Origin of the sequence: Streptomyces flavotricini, from assembly GCF_020639365.1 — a bacterium.
Classification (GTDB): domain Bacteria; phylum Actinomycetota; class Actinomycetes; order Streptomycetales; family Streptomycetaceae; genus Streptomyces; species Streptomyces flavotricini.
Genome location: NZ_JAINUL010000001.1, coordinates 1,506,077 through 1,529,690 on the forward strand (window position 1 = coordinate 1,506,077; position 23,614 = coordinate 1,529,690).

Annotated in this window: 14 protein-coding genes and 1 pseudogene; 8 read left to right on the plus strand and 7 right to left on the minus strand. The window is 70.4% G+C overall.

Going from position 1 to position 23,614, the window contains the following annotated elements; all coding sequences use genetic code 11:
• Positions 1 to 158 precede the first annotated feature (158 nt).
• The 5 genes and pseudogenes from K7B10_RS07160 to K7B10_RS07185 form a co-directional block, all read left to right on the plus strand.
• Positions 159 to 1,172 carry a LacI family DNA-binding transcriptional regulator gene (locus tag K7B10_RS07160; protein ID WP_229335103.1) on the plus strand — a complete coding sequence of 338 codons (1,014 nt, stop codon included), beginning with the start codon at positions 159 to 161 and terminating at the stop codon, positions 1,170 to 1,172.
• A gap of 169 nt (positions 1,173 to 1,341) precedes the next feature.
• On the plus strand, positions 1,342 to 3,561 hold the full coding sequence (locus K7B10_RS07165) for a beta-glucosidase (protein ID WP_229335104.1): 2,220 nt from the start codon (positions 1,342 to 1,344) through the stop codon (positions 3,559 to 3,561).
• Positions 3,558 to 5,051 (plus strand): glycoside hydrolase family 43 protein, encoded by a 1,494-nt coding sequence (locus K7B10_RS07170; protein ID WP_229335105.1) that lies wholly within the window; start codon positions 3,558 to 3,560, stop codon positions 5,049 to 5,051. The genes K7B10_RS07165 and K7B10_RS07170 overlap by 4 nt, the downstream gene beginning before the upstream one ends.
• Positions 5,052 to 5,545: 494 nt before the next feature.
• Complete coding sequence (locus K7B10_RS07175; protein ID WP_229335106.1) at positions 5,546 to 6,988, plus strand: endo-1,4-beta-xylanase; 1,443 nt, start codon at positions 5,546 to 5,548, stop codon at positions 6,986 to 6,988.
• Between the two features lie 239 nt (positions 6,989 to 7,227).
• Positions 7,228 to 7,787: pseudogene (locus tag K7B10_RS07185) on the plus strand (alpha/beta hydrolase family protein); the annotation flags it as partial.
• Positions 7,788 to 8,449: 662 nt separating this feature from the next.
• On the opposite strand, the gene K7B10_RS07190 reads toward K7B10_RS07185, so the two are convergent.
• Both K7B10_RS07190 and araD read right to left on the minus strand, forming a co-directional pair.
• A complete protein-coding gene (locus K7B10_RS07190) occupies positions 8,450 to 10,921 on the minus strand; it encodes a glycoside hydrolase family 9 protein (protein ID WP_229335109.1) in 2,472 nt (823 codons plus the stop codon).
• A gap of 542 nt (positions 10,922 to 11,463) precedes the next feature.
• Entirely contained in the window at positions 11,464 to 12,201 is a 738-nt protein-coding gene (gene araD, locus K7B10_RS07195) for an L-ribulose-5-phosphate 4-epimerase AraD (protein WP_229335110.1), read from the minus strand.
• 337 nt (positions 12,202 to 12,538) lie between these two features.
• Here araD and K7B10_RS07200 point away from each other — a divergent pair, with 337 nt between their 5' ends.
• On the plus strand, positions 12,539 to 13,615 hold the full coding sequence (locus tag K7B10_RS07200; RefSeq protein WP_372481380.1) for a LacI family DNA-binding transcriptional regulator: 1,077 nt from the start codon (positions 12,539 to 12,541) through the stop codon (positions 13,613 to 13,615).
• A 144-nt stretch (positions 13,616 to 13,759) separates the two neighbouring features.
• On the opposite strand, the gene K7B10_RS07205 is transcribed toward K7B10_RS07200, so the two are convergent.
• From K7B10_RS07205 to K7B10_RS07225, 5 genes are all read right to left on the minus strand, one after another.
• Entirely contained in the window at positions 13,760 to 14,884 is a 1,125-nt protein-coding gene (locus tag K7B10_RS07205) for an aldose epimerase family protein (protein WP_229335112.1), read from the minus strand.
• A 105-nt stretch (positions 14,885 to 14,989) separates the two neighbouring features.
• A complete protein-coding gene (yjfF, locus tag K7B10_RS07210; RefSeq protein ID WP_229335113.1) occupies positions 14,990 to 16,012 on the minus strand; it encodes a galactofuranose ABC transporter, permease protein YjfF in 1,023 nt (340 codons plus the stop codon).
• Positions 16,009 to 17,109, minus strand: coding sequence for an ABC transporter permease (locus tag K7B10_RS07215; protein WP_229335114.1), 1,101 nt, complete (start codon positions 17,107 to 17,109; stop codon positions 16,009 to 16,011). The genes yjfF and K7B10_RS07215 overlap by 4 nt, the downstream gene beginning before the upstream one ends.
• A complete protein-coding gene (locus tag K7B10_RS07220; protein ID WP_229335115.1) occupies positions 17,106 to 18,668 on the minus strand; it encodes a sugar ABC transporter ATP-binding protein in 1,563 nt (520 codons plus the stop codon). Before K7B10_RS07220 ends, K7B10_RS07215 begins: the two co-directional genes overlap by 4 nt.
• 94 nt (positions 18,669 to 18,762) lie before the next feature.
• Positions 18,763 to 19,758 carry an ABC transporter substrate-binding protein gene (locus K7B10_RS07225; RefSeq protein WP_229335116.1) on the minus strand — a complete coding sequence of 332 codons (996 nt, stop codon included), beginning with the start codon at positions 19,756 to 19,758 and terminating at the stop codon, positions 18,763 to 18,765.
• Between the two features lie 540 nt (positions 19,759 to 20,298).
• Between K7B10_RS07225 and araB the strand changes: the two genes are divergently transcribed.
• Complete coding sequence (araB, locus tag K7B10_RS07230) at positions 20,299 to 21,993, plus strand: ribulokinase (protein ID WP_229335117.1); 1,695 nt, start codon at positions 20,299 to 20,301, stop codon at positions 21,991 to 21,993.
• 82 nt (positions 21,994 to 22,075) lie between these two features.
• Complete coding sequence (gene araA / locus K7B10_RS07235) at positions 22,076 to 23,587, plus strand: L-arabinose isomerase (protein WP_229335118.1); 1,512 nt, start codon at positions 22,076 to 22,078, stop codon at positions 23,585 to 23,587.
• Positions 23,588 to 23,614: the final 27 nt, after the last annotated feature.

Sequence of the window (23,614 nt, forward strand, 5' to 3'; positions counted from 1 at the left end):
AAACTAGGAACGTAGAGCCCACCGGTCAAGCCTTCTCACCGAACTTGCGTCGGCAGCAGTCCACTTGGAGCTTGACAATCAGGCCGCGGCGACCGGAAACTCTTCGAAAGTTTGCGATACCTGTCACTGGCCCAAGGCGTCCGCGCGGAGGAGAGAAGTTGAGCGAGCAGCGCCCGACCCTGGCCGTCATCGCCGCTGAGGCAGGGGTCTCCCAGGCCACCGTGTCCAAGGTGGTCAACGGCCGCTCCGACGTCGCACCCGCGACACGCGAACGGATCGAGAGCCTGCTGCGCTCCCACAACTACCTCCACCCCGGCGCGCAGGCCAGGGCCCGCAGGTCCGGCCTGGTAGACCTGATCATCGGCGGCCTGGACAGCGCGTGGGCAGTGGAGATACTGCGCGGCGTCGAGGCCGAGTGCGCCCAGCGGAGCGTCGGCACCGTCGTGTCGCTCGTCCCGCCGGGCGAGGCCACACCTTCGAGCTGGGCCGCACTGCCGGTCCTGCACCACAGCGACGGCGTCATCCTCGTCACCGCCTCGGTCACCCAGGCCCAGCGCGCCCAGGTCGAACAGGCCGGGGTGGCACTCGTCGTCATCGACCCGATCGACCTGCCGGGCAACGGTGTGCCGAGCATCGGCGCGACCAACTGGGCCGGCGGCCTCGCCGCCACCGAGCACCTGCTGGAGCTGGGGCACCGCCGGATCGCCGCGATCGGCGGGCGCAAGGAGATGCTCTGCAGCCAGGCCCGCATCGACGGGTACCGCGCCGCGCTGGAGCGGGCCGGGATCGAGGTCGACCGCGACCTGATCCGGTTCGGCGACTTCCAGCACGAGGGCGGGTTCCAGCGCGCCCGGGAACTGCTCGCCCTCCCCGATCCGCCGACCGCCATCTTCGCCGGCAGCGACCAGCAGGCGATGGGCGTCTACGAAGCCGCCCGGCAGGGCGGACTGAGCATCCCGCAGGACCTCAGCGTGGTCGGCTTCGACGACCTGCCTATGTGCGAATGGCTGTCCCCGCCGCTGACGACCGTGCGCCAGCCGCTGGAGGAGATGGGCCGGCTCGCCGCCCGCACGCTCTTCCAGCTCCTGGACGGCCAGCCCCTGGTCAGCCCCCGGATGGAGCTCTCGACCGAGCTCAAGGTCCGGCTCTCCACCGCCCCGCCCCGTTCCTAGTGCTGTAACCGGAAAGGTCCACCGGGTCGCGGCGCCCGGCACGGCACCTCGCCGCGTTGTCGGACCACGCAAGTACGTCCAGCACGAGCGTGGCCCTCCGCCTTGCGATCCACCGCACCGAACACCGCGACCCGGCAAACCTTCCCGGCCACAGCACTAGGAGAACTCCTTGACCGAGCCCTGGCGTGACCCCCTCGTGCCCGTGTCCATACGAGTCGCCGATCTGCTGAAACGGATGACGCTGGAGGAGAAGGCGGGTCAGCTTGCCGGCTTCTGGGCACTGCCCTCGGATCCGGGCGCACCGGTCGCGCCGATGGAGGATGATTCCGGCGAGTCCGCGCCCGGCCTAGACGACATCGTCGCCCACGGCCTCGGCCAGCTCACCCGGGTGTACGGCACCGCGCCGATCACCGCGGAAGCCGGGATGGAGCGGCTCGCCTCGCTCCAGCGGCAGGTGACCGGATCCGGCCGGTTCGGGATACCGGCGGTCGCTCACGAGGAGTGCCTGACCGGGTTCATGACGTTCGGGGCGACGGTCTTCCCCGGGCCGCTGGCCTGGGGCGCCTCCTTCGATCCCGGACTCGTGCGCCAGATGGCCGCCGCCATCGGCGCGGGTATGCGCCGGGTCGGCGTCCACCAGGGGCTGGCTCCGGTGCTCGACGTGGTCCGCGACTACCGGTGGGGCAGGACCGAGGAGTGCATCGGCGAGGATCCCTATCTCGTCGGAGCGATCGGCACCGCCTACGTGCAGGGCTTGGAGGGTGCCGGGATCGTGGCGACGCTCAAGCACTTCGCCGGGTACTCGGCCTCGCGCGGCGGCCGGAACATGGCCCCCGTCGCCTCGGGACCGCGCGAGTTCGCCGACGTACTGATCGAGCCCTTCGTACGGGCGCTGCGCGAGGGAGGCGCCCGGTCGGTGATGAACAGTTACACCGACGTGGACGGCGTCCCGGTGGCCGCCGATGAACGGCTGCTGACCGAGCTGCTCAGGGGTGAGCTGGGTTTCAGCGGTGTGGTCGTCGCCGACTATTACGCCGTCTCCTTCCTGGAGACCCGGCACGGTGTCACCGGATCGCGCGGCGCGGCCGGCGCGGTGGCGCTGACCGCCGGAATCGACGTCGAGCTGCCCACGGCCCGCTGCTACGGCGCGCCGCTGACCGAACTCGTGCGGGCGGGAAGCGTACCCGAGGAACTCATCGACCGGGCCGCGGAACGGGTCCTGCTCCAGAAGGCCGAGCTCGGCCTGCTCGAGCCCGACTGGGAACCCGTCAAGCCCGAGCACGTCGACCTCGACCCGCCGGAGAACCGGGCACTGGCCAGGCTCCTGGCCGAACGGTCCACCGTGCTGCTCGCCAACGACGGCGTCCTGCCTCTGCGGCCGTGCCGGGTCGCGATCAGTGGGCCTTACGCCGACGACCCCCAGTCCTTCCTCGGCTGCTACTCCTTCCCCAACCACGTCGCGCTGCCCGGCGACCTCGGGCTGGAGATCCCGACGCTCGGCGAGGCGCTCACCACTGCCGGGTTCACGGTCACCGCGGACGATCCGGACGTGAACGTGCTCGTGCTCGGGGACCGGGCCGGCATGTTCGGCCGGGGCACCTCCGGAGAGGGCTGCGACGCCGAGACCCTCGACCTGCCCGGCGACCAGGCCGCACTCGCCTCCGCCGTCCTGGACTCCGAGGTGCCGACGGTCCTGGTCCTCGTCTCCGGACGGCCCTACGCGCTCGGCACGCTGGCCGAGCGCGCATCGGCCGTGGTGCAGTCCTTCTTCCCCGGCGAGGAGGGCGGGACGGCGCTGGCCCGGATCATCAGCGGTGCCGCGGAACCGTCCGGGCGACTGCCCGTCTCCATCCCCCGCCAGGTCGGCGGCCAGCCCGGCACCTACCTGCACGCCAGGCTCGGCGGGCACACCGACTGGAGCTCGGTGGACCCGACCCCGCTGTTCCCCTTCGGACACGGGCTGAGCTGGACCAACTTCACCTGCTCGGAGCTCTCGGTGGATCCCGTCGCCGCGACGGACGGGGCCGTCGCCGTTTCGGTCACCGCACGCAACGTCGGCGAGGTGACCGGGACCGAGGTGGTCCAGCTGTACCTCTCCGACCCCGTGGCGTCCGTCGTCCGGCCGCAGCGGTGGCTCGCCGGATTCGCCAGGGTCGAGCTGCGGCCGGGCGCGGCCGCCCGGATCACCTTCTCCGTCCATGCCGACCGGACCTGCTTCACCGGGATCGACCTGCGCAGAAGAGTGGAGCCCGGGGAGATCGGCGTGGCCGTCGGACGGTCCAGCGGCGATCTTCCGCTCCGGGGCTCCTTCACTCTGGAGGGCCCCGTACGTCACCCGGCGGCCGACCGGGTGCTGTCCGTGCCGGTCGAGATCGTCCCGGTTCCATGACCAGGTTCTTCGGTGATCCCGTGCTGCCCGGGTTCCGGCCCGACCCGTCCGTCTGCCGGGTAGGAGCGGACTACTACCTGGTGACGTCCAGCTTCGAATGGTTCCCGGGCCTTCCCGTGTTCCACAGCCGCGACCTCGTGAACTGGCGGCGCATCGGCTCCGCGCTCGACCGGGCGTCCCAGCTCGACCTCACCGGGTGCGAGCCCTCCCGGGGTCTGTTCGCACCGACGATCCGGCACCATGACGGGGTCTTCCACCTCGTCTGCACGCTCATGGACGGCCCCGGCCATTTCGTCGTCACGGCGACCGACCCGGCGGGGCCGTGGTCACAGCCGTACTGGCTGGACGGCGAGGGTTTCGACCCGTCACTGTTCTTCGACGACGGGCCGGACGACGGCGGGCCGGACACCGGCGACGACGACGGCGACGGCGACGGCCGGGCCTGGTTCACCGCCGCCCGCGTACTGGACGAGGCCGCCGGTCGCACCGAGATCTGGATGCGCGAGTACCTTCCCCGCGAACGACGGCTCACGGGACCCGAGCACGTCCTGTGGTCGGGAAGCCACCCGGGCGCCCGATGGTCGGAAGCCCCGCACCTCTACAAGACCGGCGGCGCCTATCTTCTGCTCACCGCCGAGGGCGGAACCGATGTGGACCACAGCGTGGTGGCCTCCCGCGCCGACCGCGTGACCGGCCCCTACAAGGGCGCACCCGGCAACCCGGTGCTACCGCCCGCCGAGGGCCCGGTCATCTGCACCGGGCACGCCGACCTCGTCCGAACCCCGAACGGTGACTGGCGGGCCGTCCTCCTGGGCGTCCGCCCCGGCTCCGCCCTCGGCCGCGAGACCTTCCTCAGCCGGATCACCTGGGACGACGGCTGGCCGGTCTTCTCCCCCGTCGTCCACACCGACCTTCGCCGCCCCCTCCACGACGACTTCGCCACGCTCTCCGCGGACTGGAGCAGCCTGCGCACCCCACCCGCGCGGTTCTGGACGACCGGCGACGGACTCCGCCTCCAACTCCGCCCCGAACGCCTCGGCGAACGCACCGCCCCGTCCCTCCTGGCCCGCCCCCAGGAACAGCCCGACTGCGAGGTCTCCACCGAACTGCACTTCACCCCCGCCGCACCGGACGAACAGGCGGGCCTCGCCGTGGTCCTCGACGACGACACCCATCTCCTCTTCCTCCGCACCACGGAAGGACTCAGCCTCCGCCGCGGGCCCGAGGTCCTGGCCGGCATTCCGGTCCCCCCGGGCCCCGTTCGCCTGGGGGTCCGCATCCGCGGCTTCAGCCACACCTTCGCCCACGCGGCACCCGACGGCGCCTGGCAGGACCTGACCACCGTCGAAGCCACCTTCCTCACCCCGCTGTTCACCAGCATCCAGCTCGGCCTCTACGCCACCTCCAACGGCCGCCCCTCCACGAACCGAGCCCTCTTCACGTGGTTCGACATCACGTACCCGAGCCCACAGGAACGGCCTGGACTCTAGCGCCGTCGCCGATGCCAGTCGGTCCCGGACGGCGGCCGGTGGCAGTCGCCCTTCGGCTGTCCACCAGCGGGGGGGCCGCTCCGGGGCGACGGATTTCGGCGTTCCGGAGATGCGAACTGTAGGAATACTCGTTCATGGCTGGATCTCTCCTCAGGGACCGCCGTTCTGATTTCGCCTGAGCCTCCAGCAGCAGGCCAGTCGGGCGATCTTCATCGAAATACTTTCGATGAGGATCGTTCTATGAGAAGCGGCTATTGGGATATCTCGCGGAATGGATTATCGAAATCCTTTCGAAACTCTTGACATGTTTCGGCGGGGTTTCCAGACTGAGGCCCGAGGCGATGCCCCCGTCTGTGTCCGGGTGCCGGGTTCCGGCCTTGGATCTCTACGCCCTGATGGTGAGCGTCCTTTGCCAATGGACGCGGGCGTCGTTCACGCGGATTCACTCTGCCGCGCTCCAATCCTTCCGTGATTTCTGTCCTGGAGGCTCTTTCATGGGCTCAAATGCCATTCCCCCATCCACCGTCCGCCGGAAGATCGGTGTTCTTCGTGCGGCCCTGCTCGTCGGCGTCCTCGGTTCGGCCGCCGTGCTGGTGGCTCCGCTGACCTCACACGCCGCCGAGAGCACGCTCGGCGGCGCGGCGGCGCACAGCGGCCGCTACTTCGGCACCGCCGTCGCCTCGGGCAGGCTGGGCGACTCGGCGTACACGACGATCGCGGGCCGCGAGTTCAACATGGTGACGCCCGAGAACGAGATGAAGATCGACGCCACCGAACCTCAGCAGGGCCAGTTCACCTTCGCCGCCGGTGACCGCGTCTACAACTGGGCCGTGCAGAACGGCAAGCAGGTACGCGGCCACACCCTGGCCTGGCACTCCCAGCAGCCCGGCTGGATGCAGAACCTCAGCGGCAGCACGCTGCGCCAGGCGATGACCAACCACATCAACGGCGTGATGGCCCACTACAAGGGCAAGCTCGTCCAGTGGGACGTCGTGAACGAAGCCTTTGCCGACGGAAGTTCGGGGGCCCGGCGCGACTCCAACCTGCAGCGCACCGGCAACGACTGGATCGAGGTCGCCTTCCGCACCGCGCGCGCCGCCGACCCGGCCGCCAAGCTCTGCTACAACGACTACAACGTGGAGAACTGGACCTGGGCCAAGACCCAGGCGATGTACGCCATGGTCCGGGACTTCAAGCAGCGCGGGGTACCGATCGACTGCGTCGGCTTCCAGTCCCACTTCAACAACGACAGCCCGTACAACAGCAACTTCCGCACCACCCTGCAGAGCTTCGCCGCACTCGGCGTCGACGTGGCCGTCACCGAACTCGACATCCAGGGCGCCTCGGCCACGACCTACGCCAACGTGACCAACGACTGCCTGGCCGTCCCGCGCTGCCTCGGCATCACCGTCTGGGGCGTGCGCGACACCGACTCCTGGCGATCGGAGCAATCGCCGCTGCTCTTCGACGGCAACGGCAGCAAGAAGCCCGCCTACGCCTCCGTGCTCAACGCACTCAACGCCGGCTCCTCCACCCCCACTCCGACGCCCTCGCCCGGTGCCGGACAGATCAAGGGCGTCGGTTCAGGCCGCTGCCTGGACGTGCCCGGTGCCAGCACCACCGACGGCACCCAGCTCAACCTGTGGGACTGCAACAACCGCGCCAACCAGCAGTGGTCGTACACCTCCGAGGGCGAGCTCAAGGTCTACGGCAACAAGTGCCTGGACGCCGCCGGCACCGGCAACGGCGCCAAAGTCCAGATCTACAGCTGCTGGGGCGGCGACAACCAGAAGTGGCGCCTCAACTCCGACGGAACCGTCGTCGGAGTCCAGTCCGGACTCTGCCTGGACGCCGTCGGCAACGGCACCGCCAACGGCACCCTGATCCAGCTCTACTCCTGCTCGAGCGGCAGCAACCAGCTCTGGCGCCGCACCTGACGACCCGCCACGGTGAAGGGGTGAACCGATGGATACCTACGGTGCGGCTTCCCCCGGCCCCTCCACACAGGAATCGCTGGTGGTCCCGGTTGGCCGCCGTGGTGGCGGCGACGCTCGCGATCGGCATGCTCTTCGCGGTGAGGCCGGCGCCCGCCGAGGCGGCGACGGTGGACAGCAATGCCTGGTACGTCCTGGTCCATCGCAACAGCGGCAAGGCCGTCGAGGTGCAGGCCGCCTCGACCGCCGGCGACGTCGCCTTGGGCGGAACGAGCGGGAACGCCTGGTCCCACTGCGGCCGACAAGAACGATCGAACAACAGCGCAATCCTCGTCGCCCCCAGAGCCTCGACAGCGGCTGGGCCAATTCGGGCGGTGAGGACGCCGCCTGGGGCGGCGGTATGAGCTACGCACTCGCATGCACCCGGGCGAACCCCTTCAGGGCTGTCGCGGTCATCTCCGGCGGCGAGATCAGCGGGTGCAGGGGCGGCACCCAGCCCATCGCCTCCTTCGGAATCCACGGCGTCAGCGGCTCCGTTCTCGCCATCGCGCAAGGACGGTCCCTGCGCGACAGGTCCGTCAGCAACAACGGCTGCACTCCCCAGAGCCCGCGCGAGCCCGCGCCGGGCAGCCGGACGCACATCACCACCACCTACTCGGGCCGCCGTGCCGGGTACCCGGTCCAATGGGCCGCGTTCGACGGAGGCCACTTGCCCGGTCCGGGCGACGGCTCCCCCAACGAGAGCGGTGTCCCTACCTGGACCAAGGGAGAGACCTGGAGGTTCTTCGCACAGTTCCAGTGACACGCCCGCACCATGGAGTGGAGCCAGGATCATCCTGGCTCCACTCCGTCGTCGTCCATCGACGGCAGCGCTTCCTGCAAGACACCTTCGACAGTGCGGTCGCGCGCATCACCTACGGCCGCCGACGGATTCCGCATGTCCGCACGCCATTTCGAGGACTACGCACCTGGCGACGGCAGGGCAGCGCCGCGCGCGGCCCTGGACTCCGATACCCCCAGAATCGACCTCAACGGGTACTGGGCGTTTCCGGTTCTCACCTGCCCTGCGCCCGGGTCTGGCTCAACGGCCACGAGCTGGGCGTCACCTACGGCAGCCGCCTGCCGACCGAGTTCGCTTCACCGACGGAGCCGGCAACGGACTGCGCGTCGCGGGCGAAGAACCGTTTCATTTCGTCGCGCGCCTCTGGGCCGACCAACAGCTCGACGCCGCACGGCACCGCAGCGATCTCGTTCCGGCCCGCTGATCCACCTCCACACCGACCACGCCGTCCAGGGCCTCGGCACCGCCGCCGTGGGACCCGGTGTCCCGCCTCAGCAGCGGCTCGAACTCGGCCCGGTGTCCTTCGCGTTCACCCTGGCTCCCCTCCAGCAGGGCCGAGCCCACCGAGCAGCCCGCCGCACCAGAGTTCCAGGTGCGGCGGGCGGGCGAGTCGTGGTGATCGCTCAGGAACAGAGTGCACCGTTGAGCGTGTAGCGCGCCGGGATGGCGTTGGTACCCGAATACGTCGCCTGGAAGCCGAAGCCCACGCTGCCGCCGGGCTCCAGCGTGCCGTTCCATCCGGCGTCACGGGCGGTGACCGTGCTGCCCGACTGGCTCACCGTGGCGTTCCAGCCGTTGCTGATCCGCTGATCACCCGCGAAGCTCCAGCCGAGGGTCCAGCCGGAGATCGCCGAGGTTCCGGTGTTCCTCACGGTCACCGTCGCGGTGAAACCGTTGCCCCAGGCGTTGTCGATCCGGTACGCCACCGTGCAGGAGCCCGCCGACGCGTCGTCGTCCGCTTCCGTCGCCGTGAACGTCGCCGACTGCACGCCAGGACCACCGACCGTGAACGTCGCGCTGCCCGGCGACGCGTCGGCGTCCTGCGCGGCGAGGACCGAAACCTGCTGCGTCGTCGCCCAGTCGGCCGGGGTGAACACCAGGGTCGCGGCTGCCGACAGGTCCTCGTCGCCGGAGTTCCGGGCCACCGTCACCGTCACGTTCTGCGCGGGCGCGGCCGAGAGCCGCACGCCCACCGGCGCCGAGCCGCCCTCCGGGACCGTCACGGCCGCCGGTGCCACCCGGACCACCGGCGCCGCGGGGGCGCCGCGCCGCTCAGCCGCGAAGGCCGCCAGCCAGGCCAGCGAGGCGTTCCAGTTGATGGCCACCTCGTTGGTGGAGTACGAGCCGATGTCGTCCACGTAGCAGGCCGCCGGTGCGCAGCCCACGAGCTTCTCCTTGGCCACCGGGTCCTCCAGCCCGGCGTTCGGCCCGCCCGCGAAGGAACCGGCCGGCGGGTGCGGCAGTGAGGCGTCGTTCTGGTGCGCCCAGAACCGGTGGTGCTGGTTCTCGGAGTAGCGGTCGCCGTAGCCGGTGACGTAGGAGAGGTCGAGCGCGTTGCGGCCGAGCAGGTAGTCCAAGGACTCCAATGCCCCGGCCCGGTAGCGTTGTTGACCGGTGAGCTCGTACGCGACGGCCAGCACCATCGCGTTGTTGGTGACGGAGCTGTTGGAGCCCCACACGTACCCGGTGGCGGGGAGCGGCACCGCGTAGCCCTGTCCGGCCATGGTGGACAGGTGGCCATCGGCGGCCGTGGTCAGCAGGCCGCGCAGCCTGGCCACGTCGTCGGCGGGCAGGGACACGCCGGGGACGGTGGCGAGGGTGATTCGGCCGAGCGTCGCGGTGCCGCCCCACCAGAACGCGTCGACGGGCTTGGTGTGGTGCGGGGAGGAGGTGACGGCGTCCCGGTACTGAGACTCGCCGGTGGTGGCCAGGAGTTCCGCCGCCGCCCAGTAGAACTCGTCGGAGACGTCGGCGTCCTCGTACGCACCGCCGCCGGTATTGTCGCTCGCCTGGGCGAGCACGTTCGGGTTGGCCTTGGCGGCCGTCCAGGCGCGGCGGGCCGCGTCCAGGCAGCGCGCGGAGAACGCGGCGTCGTACGACGCGTACACCCGGGCACACTGCGCGGCCGAGGCCGCCAGGTTCAGCGTCGCGGCGGTCGACGGCTTGTGCAACTCACGCTGCTCGGAATCGAGTTCGGGCCGGGTCGGCAGGGCAGTCCACTTGGCGTCGTGCACCTTGTGGAAGGCCATCCCGGCCATCGGCTTCCCGGCCGGAACCTGCATCCGCAGCAGGAACTCCAGTTCCCAGCGAGCCTCGTCCAGCACGTCCGGCGTGCCGTTGCCACGCTCCGGCACCCGCAGCGTCGCATCGCCGAGGGCCGCGTCGCCGCCCGAACGACGGGCCCGCTCGAAGGAGTTGACCATCTCCCAGACGGAGATGCCGCCGTTGACCACGTACTTGCCCTGGTCGCCCGCGTCGTACCAGCCGCCGCGCACGTCCAGTTGGTAGTCGCACACCCCGGTCTGGCAGGGGACGCCGGTGTCACCCTTGTTCGGGGCGACGCCCAGGTGCCCGGCGGGGCGGGCGTAGGCGCTGCCGCCCGCCAGGGCGGCGTCGATCGCGATGCCGCTGCGCTGCTGGTAGAAGAACGACATGCTGTCGGCGCGCAGTCCGTCGTACAGCGACGCGGAGATGTCGAAGGGGTGGCTGGTCCGGCCGTCGACGACCAGGGTGAAGCCGGTGCCGGCGCCGGTGTACGCGCCGAAGTCCACCAGGTGCGTGGACTGGCCGGACGCCTGGTCGGCCCCACGTACCGTGGTGGCGCCCGAGGCGGCCACCACGCCGGAGGCGTCGCGCAGTTGCCAGGCGAGCGGGGCGGTCGCGGAGCTGGCCACGGTGGCCCGCTTGGGGCCGTCGGGCAGGTAGCCGAGCTGGTTGACCCGGACGGGCGTGTCTGCAGCGGCGGCCACGGTGGCGGCAGCCGCGACCGGAACGGTCAGGGCGGTCGCGGACAGGCCGCCGACCGCCAGCGCGAAGCCGGCGAGCACGGCGGCCGCGCGACGTGGCACGCCGCGGGCGGAGGTGACAGGAGGCACGGTGAAGCCTTCCTCGGTGGATGAGGGGCAGAGTGGGAGCGCTCCCAATCAAGCCAGGCACCTGACGAACCCGTCAAGGCACCTGCATGAAGCGGTAGTTGACCGGCCTGCCTGGATATCGACGGACTGCCGGCTCCAGTCGTGCCCCACATGGACGCGGCGTCCGCCCGGGACGGTACCGGTCGCCGCGGTGACGGACGCGGGCAGGTCGCGCCTGCCGCTGCGGAGCTTCGGCGCCGGTCAGTCGGCGCCGGCCGGACGCCCAGCTCCCGGGCAAGGTCGCGCCCCGCCACAGGGCCGATGCAGGTGATCCGGCCCGCCCCGCCGCGGCGGGTGACGAGGGCGGGCCAGCTGCCGGAGTGCAGTGGTCACACTCGGCCGGCACCGCGGCATCGGCGACCATGAGGCCGTCCACCCAGCGGGTCGAGGTCACGCCCTGCGTGCGACAGTACTGCGCGGTGATCTGAGGCCCCTCCCCCACTGGCGCCGCAGGTCGCCGGCGGCCCGCCGCAGTTCGCCGCGTCGCGCGGCGGTGCGCGGCCTCAGACACCCGGGGGGTGAGGGGCGTTGCCGTAATAGGCGTCCGGTCCGTGCTTGCGGGTGAAGTGCCGCTCCAGCAGATGCCTCGGCGGTTCGGAGGTGTCTCCGAGGCGGGAGCCCAGCGCCAGCGTGTGCAGCGCCATCTCCGCCACGGCCTCGCAGACGATGGCGTTCTCCAGCGCAGCAGTCGCGGTGGCGCCCCAGGTGAAGGGGCCGTGCCGTGAGACGAGCGCTCCGGGAACCTCGTCGGCCCGACGGGGGTCGCCGTCGAGCCGGGCAACGATCACCTGGCCGGTGTTGTACTCGTAGTCCTGCGCGCACTGCTCGGCGGTGAGGTCCGCCGTCACGGGGACGGGCCCGTTGAAGGTATCGGCGTGTGTGGTGCCGAGCACGGGGATCGGGCGGCGCGCCTGGGCGAAGGCGACGGCGTGCGCCGAGTGCGTGTGGGTGACGCCGCCGATGGAGGGGAAGGCCCGGTAGAGGCACCGGTGGGTCTCGGTGTCGGTGGACGGCCTGAGGTGTCCACCGACGACCCGTCCGTCCTCCAGCGCCACCACCACCAGGTCCTCCTCGGTGAGGTCGGCATAGGAGACCCCGGACGGCTTGATGACGAAGACGCCGGCGTCTCGATCCACGCCACTGACGTTTCCCCAGGTGAGGGTGGCCAGACCGGCTTCCGGGATGCGCAGGTTGGCCGCGAGGACCTCGCGACGGAGGTCCTTGAGAATGGTCTCGCTCACTACGCTCTCACCGTCTGTCTGACATGCGCGGCGGTTTCTCTGGACCGGCGTCCCGCCGGCCCGGCAGTCGCGCATGAGCGGGCTGGACTGACCGGGGGCCGCACCAGGCATCGCGGCTGCGCTGTCGCAGCTCTCCCACTCACCCAGCCACCCCGACCGAATTGTTAACGCTAACAAGCGGTAATCTCAAGAGGTTGCGAGAAAATTCCTGCCCGTACCATGCGACCAACGCTGCATAATGTGAACGCCAACATCGATACCTGATCGACAAACTCCCGGTTGGTCCGAGATGTGTGCGGGCCGTGGCTGATTCGGTACCTTGAGGGAAGGCCGCTCGATGAGGAAAGGAAGAGACTTGACCCAGCTCCCAGACGTCTCGCGAGCGCCCACCATGACGGACGTCGCACGTGTTGCCGGCGTGTCCCATCAGACCGTTTCGCGGGTGCTCAGCGACCACCCGAACGTCAGCGCCAAGACCCGGGCCGCCGTGACACAAGTCATCGAGCAGCTGGGGTACCGCCGCAACTCGGCGGCCCGGGCCCTGGCCACTCGCCGGACCCACACGCTGGGCGTCATCGCGGTGAACACCACTCTGCACGGTCCCGCCAGCACCGTGGCGGGAGTTCAGGAGGCGGCTCGGGACCGCGGCTATCTGACGTCTGCCGTCACGCTCCGGACAGCCACGCAGACGGCCCTCGCCGAAGCCATGCAGCACCTCGCCGGGTGGGGCGTGGAGGGGATCGTCGCCGTCACTCCCCAACGCGCCGCGGTGAGGGCCCTGGCGGCATTGGAAGCACCGTGCCCGGTGGTCACCGTGGAAGGCGGCCACACCCTAGACCTGCCGGGGGTGTCGCTGGACCAGAGCCTCGGCGCTCGCATGATCACGGAGCATCTTCTCGCCTCGGGCCACGCCACCGTGTGGCATGTCGCAGGCCCTCCCGACTGGCTCGAGAGCGAGGCCCGCACCCAGGGTTGGGAGGACGCGCTACGAGATGCCGGCGCCGAGGTGCCGCCCGTGCTGCGCGGCGACTGGAGTCCGCTGTCGGGATACCAGGCCGGCCAGCAGCTCGCGGGTCGGTTCCGGACGTCGCGAGGGCGGGGAACGGGCCTCACCGCGGTGTTCGTCGCGAACGACCAGATGGCCCTCGGTGTCCTACGGGCCTTGCGGGAGGCGGGCCTGCACACGCCGGAGGACGTGGCGGTCGCCGGCTTCGACGACATCCCCGAGGCCGAGTTCTTCCCGCCCCCGCTGACGACGATCCGTCAGGACTTCGCCTCGATCGGCCGCGACAGCATCGGGCTGCTCCTGGACCACATCGAAGGCCGGACCGACGAGTCGACGCACCTGGTGGTGGCGCCGGAGCTCATCGTGCGCGCCAGCACGGCCCGCAGGATCGCTCCCCCCGGCACATGACACCCACCCGCCCGGCCGTAGGCCCCTCCCACGCGGAGCCGGGCCCCGAGGGCACCTCGTACGGGGAAAGGCGCCGCGGGCACGGAACCCGCTGTCCGGTGCCGCAAGGGCACCGGACAGCGGCGATGGCCGGCGCCGCCCCCCTCAGGCGCTGACCGTGGTGAAACTGTGGATCGTGGTGGACCGGTACAGCTCGCCCGGGCGCAGGAGGACCGTCGGGTAGTCGGGGCGGTTCGGTGAGTCCGGGAAGTGCTGGGTTTCCAGCGCGACCCCCGCGTAGGCCTGGTAGGGCCTGCCTCCCTTGCCCGTGATGTCACCGGTCAGGCCCTGGGCGGTGTAGACCTGGATGCCCGGTTCCGTGGTGAGCACGTCCATGCGGCGGCCGGATGCGGGGGCGTACAACACGGCGGCCTTGCGAGGACGGGTTCGCGGGGCGCCGTCGAGGACCCAGTTGTGGTCGAAGCCGCCACCGGCGAGGGCCAGTTGCGTATCCGTATGGGTCAGCACGTCGGAGAGCCGCCGGCTCCGGCGCAGGTCGAACGGGGTGCCGCTGACCGAGCGGTGAGGGCCGTCGGGGATCAGCTGGGCGTCGACGGGGGTGTAGAGGGGGGCCTCGACCTGGAGATGGTGGGCCAGGACGTTGCCGCGCCCCTCTCCTTCGAGGTTCCAGTAGGCGTGGTTGGTCAGGTTGACGATCGTCGGCGCGTCGGCGACCGCCTGGTACGACAGGGTCAGGTTGTCATGCTGGTCCAGCGTGTAGGTGACGCGGACGTTGAGGGCGCCGGGGAACCCCTGGTCGCCGTCGGGGCTGTGCAAGAACAGACGGACACCGGTGCGGTGCGCGGAGTGGAAGGGTTCGCACCGCCACACGCGCTGGTCGAACCCGTCGGGACCGCCGTGCAGCGTGTGCCCGGTCTCCTGGGTGGCGATCCGGTGGGTGACGCCGTCGACGACGAGCCGGCCGCGCGCGATCCTGTTGGCGTAACGGCCCACCGTCGCGCCGAAGTAGCGTGCGGAGCCCTCGCAGGCGCCGGGGGCGCGGGCGGCGAGCACGACATCGGCGGTGTGGCCCCAGCGGTCCGGCAGGATCAGGGAATGGAGGCGGGCGCCGCGCGTGTGGACCTCCGCGCAGGCCCGGCCGGGGAAGCCGAACCGCCACCTCTCCCCAGGTCCGTCATCGTCCAGACGCAGGGGGCGGACCGTCCGCGGACAGGCGGCAGTCTGCCCGGGCTCGGCGGCCTGGTCGACAGATTCGTATGCGTGTTTCATGACGGTATTCCTGGAAGTCGGTCCACCGCAGGGCGCGCCGGGAAGCGAGCTGTGATCGCGGCGTGCGAACGCGGTGGCACGGGCTGATGGGCTGCGGTGCCGGAGTCAGTCGGCGGCGGGGCGACGGCCGCTCATCAGACGTTGCAGCACGATGAACACGAGCAGCAGTGCGCCGATGACGATCCGGGTCCACCAGGAGCTGAGCGTGCCCTGGAAGTTGACGACCGTCTGGATCATGCCGAGGACGAGCACGCCGACGGCGGTGCCCAGGACGAAGCCGGAACCGCCGGTCAGCAGCGTGCCGCCGATCACGGTGGCGGCGATCGCGTCGAGTTCCATGCCCATGGCATGGAGGGCGTAGCCGGAGAGCATGTAGAAGGTCAGCAGCAGACCGCCGAGTGCGGAGCACAGGCCGCTGACGGCGTATACGGCGATCTTGGTGGAGCCCGCCGGAAGACCCATCAGGCGTGCGGAGGACTCGTTGCCGCCCAGCGCGTACACGTTGCGGCCGAAGCGCGTGTGGTGTAGCACGACGAAGGCGATCACCAGCACGGCCAGGGCGATGACCACCGGGACCGAGACGAACAGGCCCCCCGGGCCGTACAGCCGGGTCTGCGCGATTCCTGCCGTGGTGGGGTCGCTGATCGTGATGGATTCGGTGCTGATCGTGTAGCAGAGCCCGCGGGCGAGGAACATGCCGGCCAGGGTGACGATGAACGGCTGGATCTCGAAGGTGTGGATGATCCAGCCCATGAGCGTCCCGCTCGCGGCGCCGACCAGCAGGACGAGGGGGATGACGGTGGCCAGGGACCAGCCGTGCGACTCGACCAGCCAGGCGGTGAGCATGGTCGACAGGGCCACCATGGAGCCGACGGACAGATCGATGCCGCCGGTGAGGATGACGAAGGTCGCTCCGACCGCGACGACCAGGAGGAATCCGTTGTCGATCAGCAGGTTCAGTACGACTTGCGCGGAGAGGAAGCCCTCGTAGCGCACCGATCCGACGCTGAACATGACGACCAGCAGGAGGGCCGTGACGATCAGTGGGATGCGGGTGCGGGTGCGCGGGGACACGGCCGCGAAGGGACGGGTGAGTTGCGCGGCGGCGCTCGCGATGCCGGTACTCATGCGCCTGCCTCCTGCTGCTGCGGGGCGGCGCCCGCCGTGGTGTGGGATCGGGGAGTGGTCGTCCTGCGGCGACGCAGGACCTTGGCCCGGAAGACCGGGGACTGCACGAGGCAGACGACGATGACGACGAAGGCCTTGAAGACGAGGCTGGTCTCGGGTGGGACACCGAGGGTGTAGACGGTGGTGGACAGGGTCTGGATGATCAGGGCTCCCAGGACGGTGCCGCCGACGGAGAAGCGTCCTCCGGTCAGGGCGGTGCCTCCGACGACGACCGCGAGGATCGCGTCGAGTTCGATCCACAGGCCGGCGTTGTTGCCGTCGGCGCTGGAGACGTTGGAGCTGATCATCAGCCCGGCGACGGCGGCGCACAACGCGCTGACGACGTAGACCAGGGCGAGCAGGCCGCCGGCCCGGATGCCGACCAGGCGGCTGGCCGCGGGGTTGCCGCCGACGGACTCGATCAGCATGCCGAGTGCGCTGCGACGGGTGACGAAGGCCGTGAGCGCGACGAGGCCGGCTGCCAGGAGGACGGCGAACGGGAAGGTCAGCCAGTAGCCGCCTCCGATCATCTTGTAGGGGGCGCTGGTCACCGTGATGATCTGGCCGTCGGTGATCAGCTGGGCGACACCGCGGCCCGCGACCATGAGGATCAGGGTGGCCACGATGGGCTGCACCCCGAGCCCGGACACCAGGAAGCCGTTGGCCAGGCCCAGCGCGAGGGCGACGCCGAGCGCGAGGGCGACGGCCGTGAGCATGGTGGCGACACTGCCGGGACGAGCGGCGGTGGAGATGTGCCCGCAGGCGAGGGCGCCGGCGATGGCGACGGTGGAACCCACCGAGAGGTCGATCCCGCGGGTGGCGATGACCAGCGTCATGCCGAGCGCCACCAGGATGAGGGGTGCACCGAACTGCAGGATGTCGATGAGACTGCCGTAGAGGTGGCCGTCTCGTACGCGGACGGAGAAGAAGTCGTGGTGGAACGCGAGGTTGCCGAGGAGCAGGGCGAGCAGGATGAGCGCGGGCCACAGCAGGCGGTGGCCGGCCGGCCGTCTCCCGACTCCGCCGGCCGCCTCGGACTTGGCGGGCTGGGTGGTCATGAGTCCGTTCCGGTGGCGATGGTCGTGAGGAGGCGTTCGGGCGTGACGGTGTCGTCGTTCGCGAGGGTGGCCACCATGCGGTGGTCGCGGAGCACGGCGATGCGGTGGCTCAGGCGCAGGACCTCTTCGAGTTCCGCCGAGATGAACAGCACGGAGGTGCCTTCGCCCGCCAGGCGGGCCACGAGTTTCTGGATCTCCGCCTTGGCCCCGATGTCGATGCCCCGGGTGGGTTCGTCGAGGATCAGGAGCCGGGGGGCGGTCAGCAGCCAACGGGCGAGCAGGACCTTCTGCTGGTTGCCTCCGCTGAGGTGGCGTACCTGTGCTTCGGGGTCGGCGGGGCGGATGTCCAGGGCTTCGATCCAGTGCCGCGCCAGTTCGTCCTGCGTCGCACGGGCCAGCGGCCTGGTCCAGCCGCGGGCGGCCTGCAGGGCGAGGATGATGTTCTCGCGGACCGTGAGCTCGCCCACCAGCCCCTCGGACTTGCGGTTCTCGGAGCAGAACGCGATGCCCCGGGCGATGGCGTGGCGGGGGGTGCGCAGGACCACCTTCTCGCCCTCGATGCTCACTTCCCCGGCGTCCGCGCCGTCCGCTCCGAACAGGAGGCGCGCCACCTCGGTGCGGCCCGAACCCAGGAGGCCCGCCAGTCCGATGACCTCGCCGGCGTGGATGTCGAGGTCGTACGGTTCGATCGAGCCCGTGCGGGTCAGCTGCCGTGCCCGGAGGAACGGCACGCCGGCCGCCCGTACGGCCGCTCCCTCGTGGGAACGGCCGGACAGCTGGTCGAGGGTCGCCAGTTCCCCTCCGATCATGCGCTGTACCAGTGTCACCGGCGTCAGTTCCCCGATGGGGTACTCGCCTTCCAGTTGGCCGTTGCGCAGGACGGTGACGCGGTCGCAGAGGTCGAATACCTGGTCGATGAAGTGCGTGACGAACAGGATGGCCACACCGCGGTCCCTCAGGCGGCGCACCAGTGTGAAGAGCTGGGCGACCTCCTCGCGGTCCAGGCTGGAGGTGGGTTCGTCCAGCACGAGCACCTTCGCCGAGACGTCCACCGCCCGGACGATGGCGACCAGTTGCTGTACCGCCAGGGAATGCGAATCGAGCAGACTGGTGACGTCCAGGTCGAGGTCCAGTTCCGTCAGCAGCTCGGCCGCCCGCTGCCGCATCGCGGACCAGTGGATGAGACCGAACCGGCGCGGTTCGCGCCCGATGAGGATGTTCTCGGCGACCGAGATGTTCGGGCAGAGGTTCACCTCCTGGTAGACGGTGCTGATTCCGGCCTGCTGCGCCTGGAGGGGGTCCGCGAACGCGTGGGGCCGGCCGTCGACCACGAGGGTGCCGCCGTCGGCGGGGTGGACACCGGTGAGCACCTTGATCAAGGTGGACTTTCCGGCACCGTTCTCGCCCATCAGGGCGTGCACCTCACCGGGGAAGAGCCGCAGGGCGACTCCGTCGAGGGCGAGCACGCCCGGGAACTGCTTGCGGATGCCCTGGGCTTCCAGGACGGGCCGCGGGCCGCCCGCGTCCGTGGGCCGCGGGGTGGTGGACGGGGATGCCATCCGCCCTCCTCTCATGGGTGGGGTGGTGGAGCGGGCTGCCGACGGTGGAGGAGGCACCGAGGCCGGGCCTCCTCTCGCACCGGAACCTGCTGTTTCAGTAGTTCCGGGACGGCAGCGCGGCCGCGGCCTTGTCCTGCGGGAAGACACCCTCCTGGGTCTCGATGCGAGGCGGCACGTCTTCTCCTGCCGCGACCTTCTTGGTCAGCTCCATCAGCTGGTCACCGAGCATCGGGTTGCACTCCACCACGACGTTGATCTTGCCCTCGGTCATCGCGACGAAGGCGTCCTTGATCCCGTCCACCGAGATCACCTTGATGTCCGTACCGGGCTTCTTGCCGGACTCCTCGATGGCCTGGATGGCGCCGAGGGCCATGTCGTCGTTGTGGGCGTAGAGGACGTCGATGTCCTTCTGGGACTTCAGGAACGCCTGCATGACCTCCTTGCCCTTGGCGCGGGTGAAGTCGCCCGTCTGCGAGGCGACGATCTTGAACTTGCCGTCGGCGCGGATGGCGTCGGCGAAGCCGGCCTTGCGGTCGTTGGCGGGTGCGGAGCCCGTGGTGCCCTGGAGCTCGACGATGTTGACCGGGCCCTGCTCGTTCGCATAGGCGGCGGTCAGCCACTCCCCCGCGGACTTGCCCTCCTTGACGAAGTCCGAGCCCAGGAAGGTCTTGTAGAGGGAGGTGTCCTTGGTGTCCACAGCGCGGTCGGTGAGGATGACCGGGATGCCCGCGTCCTTGGCCTCCTTCAGCACCGTGTCCCAACCGGACTCCACGACCGGCGAGAAGGCGATGACGTCGACCTTCTGCTGGATGAAGTTGCGGATCGCCTTGATCTGGTTCTCCTGCTTCTGCTGCGCGTCGGAGAACTTGAGGGTGATCCCGGCCTTCTTCGCCGCCTCCTGGACGGACTTGGTGTTGGCGGTGCGCCAACCGCTCTCGGCGCCGACCTGGGCGAAGCCGAGCGTGATCGTCTTGCCGGATCCCGCCTTGGCTTCGGAGGGGGAGCTGGAGGCGGGGCTGCTGGTCGAGCAGGCGGTCGACGAGGAGGCGAGAAGGGCGGCAGTGAGGACGAGAACTGCTCTGCGAGCCATGTCGAGTGTCCTTTCAGGGGGTACGGGAAGAGGCGCCGCACGGCCGGGGCCGGGCTTTGCCCACCAGGAGCCCCAGGAGTGCCGCGCGGTGCACGACGGCCGGGGGTGGCCGCGTCCGGGTCGGCGGGAGAGGGACCCCCTTGAGAGGGGGCACCGTGGCATTGTGAGCGCTAACAAGCCAGGTTCTCAACCCCCTTGCGCACGTTACCTCCCCGTTACCACCTCGGGTGCGGCAACGAGGCGGACCCCCATCCGTTCACGAGGCCATCGGTCCCACCACCTGGATTGAAGGCTCAACCCGTGCCACATCGACGGCAGATCAATCCGGGCCGCCGTATACGGAGGCAACCGTGCCGATGGAGCTCACACGTGATCCACGCAGACCCCTTGCCCATCGACATTGTTAGCGCTCACAATGGCGGGCATCGGACCACCCGGCCGACCGCCAGGATCGCGGGCGGCAACGCCTCCTGCCGGGCCTCCTGCCGGGCCGTCTGCCGGGCCTCCTGCCGCCTCACGGCTCCTTCGAAAGGCACTCTGTTGACCTCACCCCATCCCCTCGCGCCCACCCCGCATTCCGAGGAATCGGAGCAGTACACGGTCGGCGTCGACTTCGGCACGCTGTCGGGCCGCGCCGTGGTGGTGCGGGTTCGCGACGGTGAGGAGCTGGCCGCCGCGGTCCACGCCTACCGGCACGGAGTCATCGACCGGCACCTGCCGCACGGCGGTGCGCCACTGCCTCCGGACTGGGCCCTGCAACACCCCCAGGACTGGCGGGACGTACTGCGTCACGCCGTCCCGCAGGCCGTGGCGGCGGCCGGGATCGATCCCGCCGCGGTGATCGGCATCGCCACCGACTTCACCGCCTGCACCGTCCTGCCCACGCTGGCCGACGGGACCCCCCTCGCCGAGACCGAGCTCGCCGGACGGCCGCACGCGTGGCCCAAGCTCTGGAAGCACCACGCCGCCCAATCGCATGCCGACCGCATCAACGAACTCGCCCACGCCCGCGGGGAGAAATGGATCGCCCGCTACGGCGGCCGGATCTCCGCCGAGTGGCAGTTCGCGAAGGCCCTCCAGGTCCTGGAGGAGGATCCGCTCGTCTACGAAACCTGCGCACGGTGGATCGAGGCCGCCGACTGGATCGTGTGGCAGCTCACCGGAACCGAGTCCCGCAACGCCTGCACGGCCGGCTACAAGGGCATCCACCAGGACGGCGCCTACCCGAGCGAGGAGTACCTGGCCGCGCTGAACCCCCGGTTCGCCGACTTCGCACGCACCCGCCTCGCATTCCCCCTCTCCGCGCTGGGCTCACGAGTGGGCTCGCTCAGTACCGAGGCGGCAGCGTGGACAGGGCTGCGGCCCGGCATCGCCGTGGCCGCGGGCAACGTCGACGCCCATGTCACCGCGGCGGCGGCCCAGGCCGTCGAGGACGGTCAGCTGCTCGCCATCATGGGGACCTCCACCTGCCACGTCGTGAACGCCCCCGTCCTCGCCGACGTCCCCGGCATCTGCGGTGTCGTGGCCGGTGGGATCGTCGAGGGCACCTACGGCTACGAGGCCGGCCAGAGCGCGGTCGGCGACGTCTTCGCCTGGGTACTGGACCAAGGCGTCCCGTCGGACTACCTCACCGAGGCCGCCGACCGCGGCGAGGACCTGCACACCCTGCTGACCCGGAAAGCCGCCGGCCAGCCGGTCGGCGGACACGGACTGGTCGCCCTCGACTGGCTGAACGGCAACCGTTCGGTCCTCGTCGACCACCACCTCTCCGGAGTCATCGTGGGCCTCACCCTCGCGACCCGTCCCGAGGACGTCTACCGCGCGCTGCTCGAAGCCACCGCGTTCGGCACCCGCGTCATCGTGGAGGCCCTGGAGGCGGGCGGCGTACCGGTGCACGAGTTCATCGTCGCCGGCGGACTGGCCAAGAACGAACTGCTGATGCAGATCTACTCCGACGTGCTGCGCCGCCCCGTCTCCCTGGCCGCGTCCGACCAGGGCCCCGCCCTCGGGTCGGCCATCCACGCCGCCGTAGCCGCCGGCGCGCACGCGGACGTACGCACGGCCACCGCCGCCATGGGCCGCCGTCTGCCCGCCGTCCACACGCCCGACCCCTCCCGGGCCGACGCCTACGACGTCCTCTTCGCCGAATACCAGCTCCTGCACGACCACTTCGGTACCGGTGGCCTGCTGCACCGCCTGAGGAAAATCCGCGACACGACCCACACCGGGGGCTGACCCCGCCCCGCTGTTCCTACCCCCTTCCCCACCCGCCCGCCGCCCTCACCACCGTTGCGGGACGTCACCTTCAGGAGTCCATGTGCCCAGCCGAACATCTCCCGCCCAGGAAATCTGGTTCCTCACGGGCAGCCAAGGCCTGTACGGGGAGGCGACCCTGAAGCAGGTCGCCGAACAGTCGCGGCAGATCGCCACCACCCTGGCCGACGTCCCCGGCATTCCCGCACGTGTCGTGTGGAAGCCGGTACTGACCGACGCCGATGCCATCCGCCGAGTGTGCCTCGACGCGAACGCCGAAGACCGGTGCATCGGGCTCATCGCCTGGATGCACACCTTCTCGCCGGCCAAGATGTGGATCGCCGGACTGGACGCGCTGCGCAAGCCGTTGCTGCATCTCCACACCCAGTCGAACGTGGCCCTGCCCTGGGACACCATCGACATGGACTTCATGAACCTCAACCAAGCCGCCCACGGGGACCGCGAGTTCGGCCACATCCAGGCCCGTCTCGGCGTCCCCCGCAAGACCGTGGCCGGCCACGTCACCGATCCGGTGACGACCGCACGCGTCGCGATCTGGGCGCGGGCGGCCGCCGCGCGGTCCGAACTGGCCACCCTCAAGGTCGCCCGCTTCGGCGACAACATGCGCGACGTGGCCGTCACGGAGGGCGACAAGGTCGAGGCCCAGCTGCGCTTCGGCGTATCCGTCAACACCTACGGCGTCAACGACCTGGTGGAGGTCGTCGACAGCGCGGACGAGAGCGAGGCGGCTTCCCTCGTCGAGGAGTACGCGGACCTGTACCGCCTGGCGCCGCAACTGCGACCGGGCGGCGAACGGCACGACTCGCTGCGTTACGCGGCCCGCATCGAAGCCGGCCTGCGCACCTTCCTCGAAACGGGCGGCTTCGGGGCCTTCACCACCAACTTCGAGGACCTGGGCGGACTGCGCCAGCTGCCCGGCCTGGCGGTCCAGCGGCTCATGGGCCAGGGATACGGCTTCGGAGGAGAGGGCGACTGGAAGACCGCCACCCTGCTGCGCGCCCTCAAGGTGGCCGCCACCGGACTCCCGGGCGGCACCTCCTTCATGGAGGACTACACCTACGACATGACACCCGGCAACGAGCTCATCCTCGGCGCGCACATGCTGGAAGTCTGCCCCACCATCGCGACCGCCAGGCCCAGCTGTGAGATCCACCCCCTCGGCATCGGCGGGAGGGAGGACCCGGTGCGCCTGGTGTTCGACGCGGCCCCCGGCCCGGCCGTGGTGGTAGGGCTCGCCGACCTCGGCGACCGCTTCCGCCTGATCGCCAATGACATCGACCTGGTGGTACCCCCTCACCCGCTGCCCGCCCTGCCCGTCGCCCGCGCTGTCTGGCGGCCCAGCCCCGACCTGCGGACCTCCACCGAATCCTGGCTGACGGCCGGAGGACCGCACCACACCGTCCTCAGCACCGCCCTCACCTCCGACCACCTCGACGACCTGGCGGAGATGCTCCGCATGGAACTCGCGCTCATCGACAAAACCACCACCCCGAAGCAGTTCCGGCGCGATCTCCGCTGGAACCAGGCGTACCACCGGCTGGCACTGGGACTGTGAACCGCTCGAAGCCCGGCGCGTCCCTCC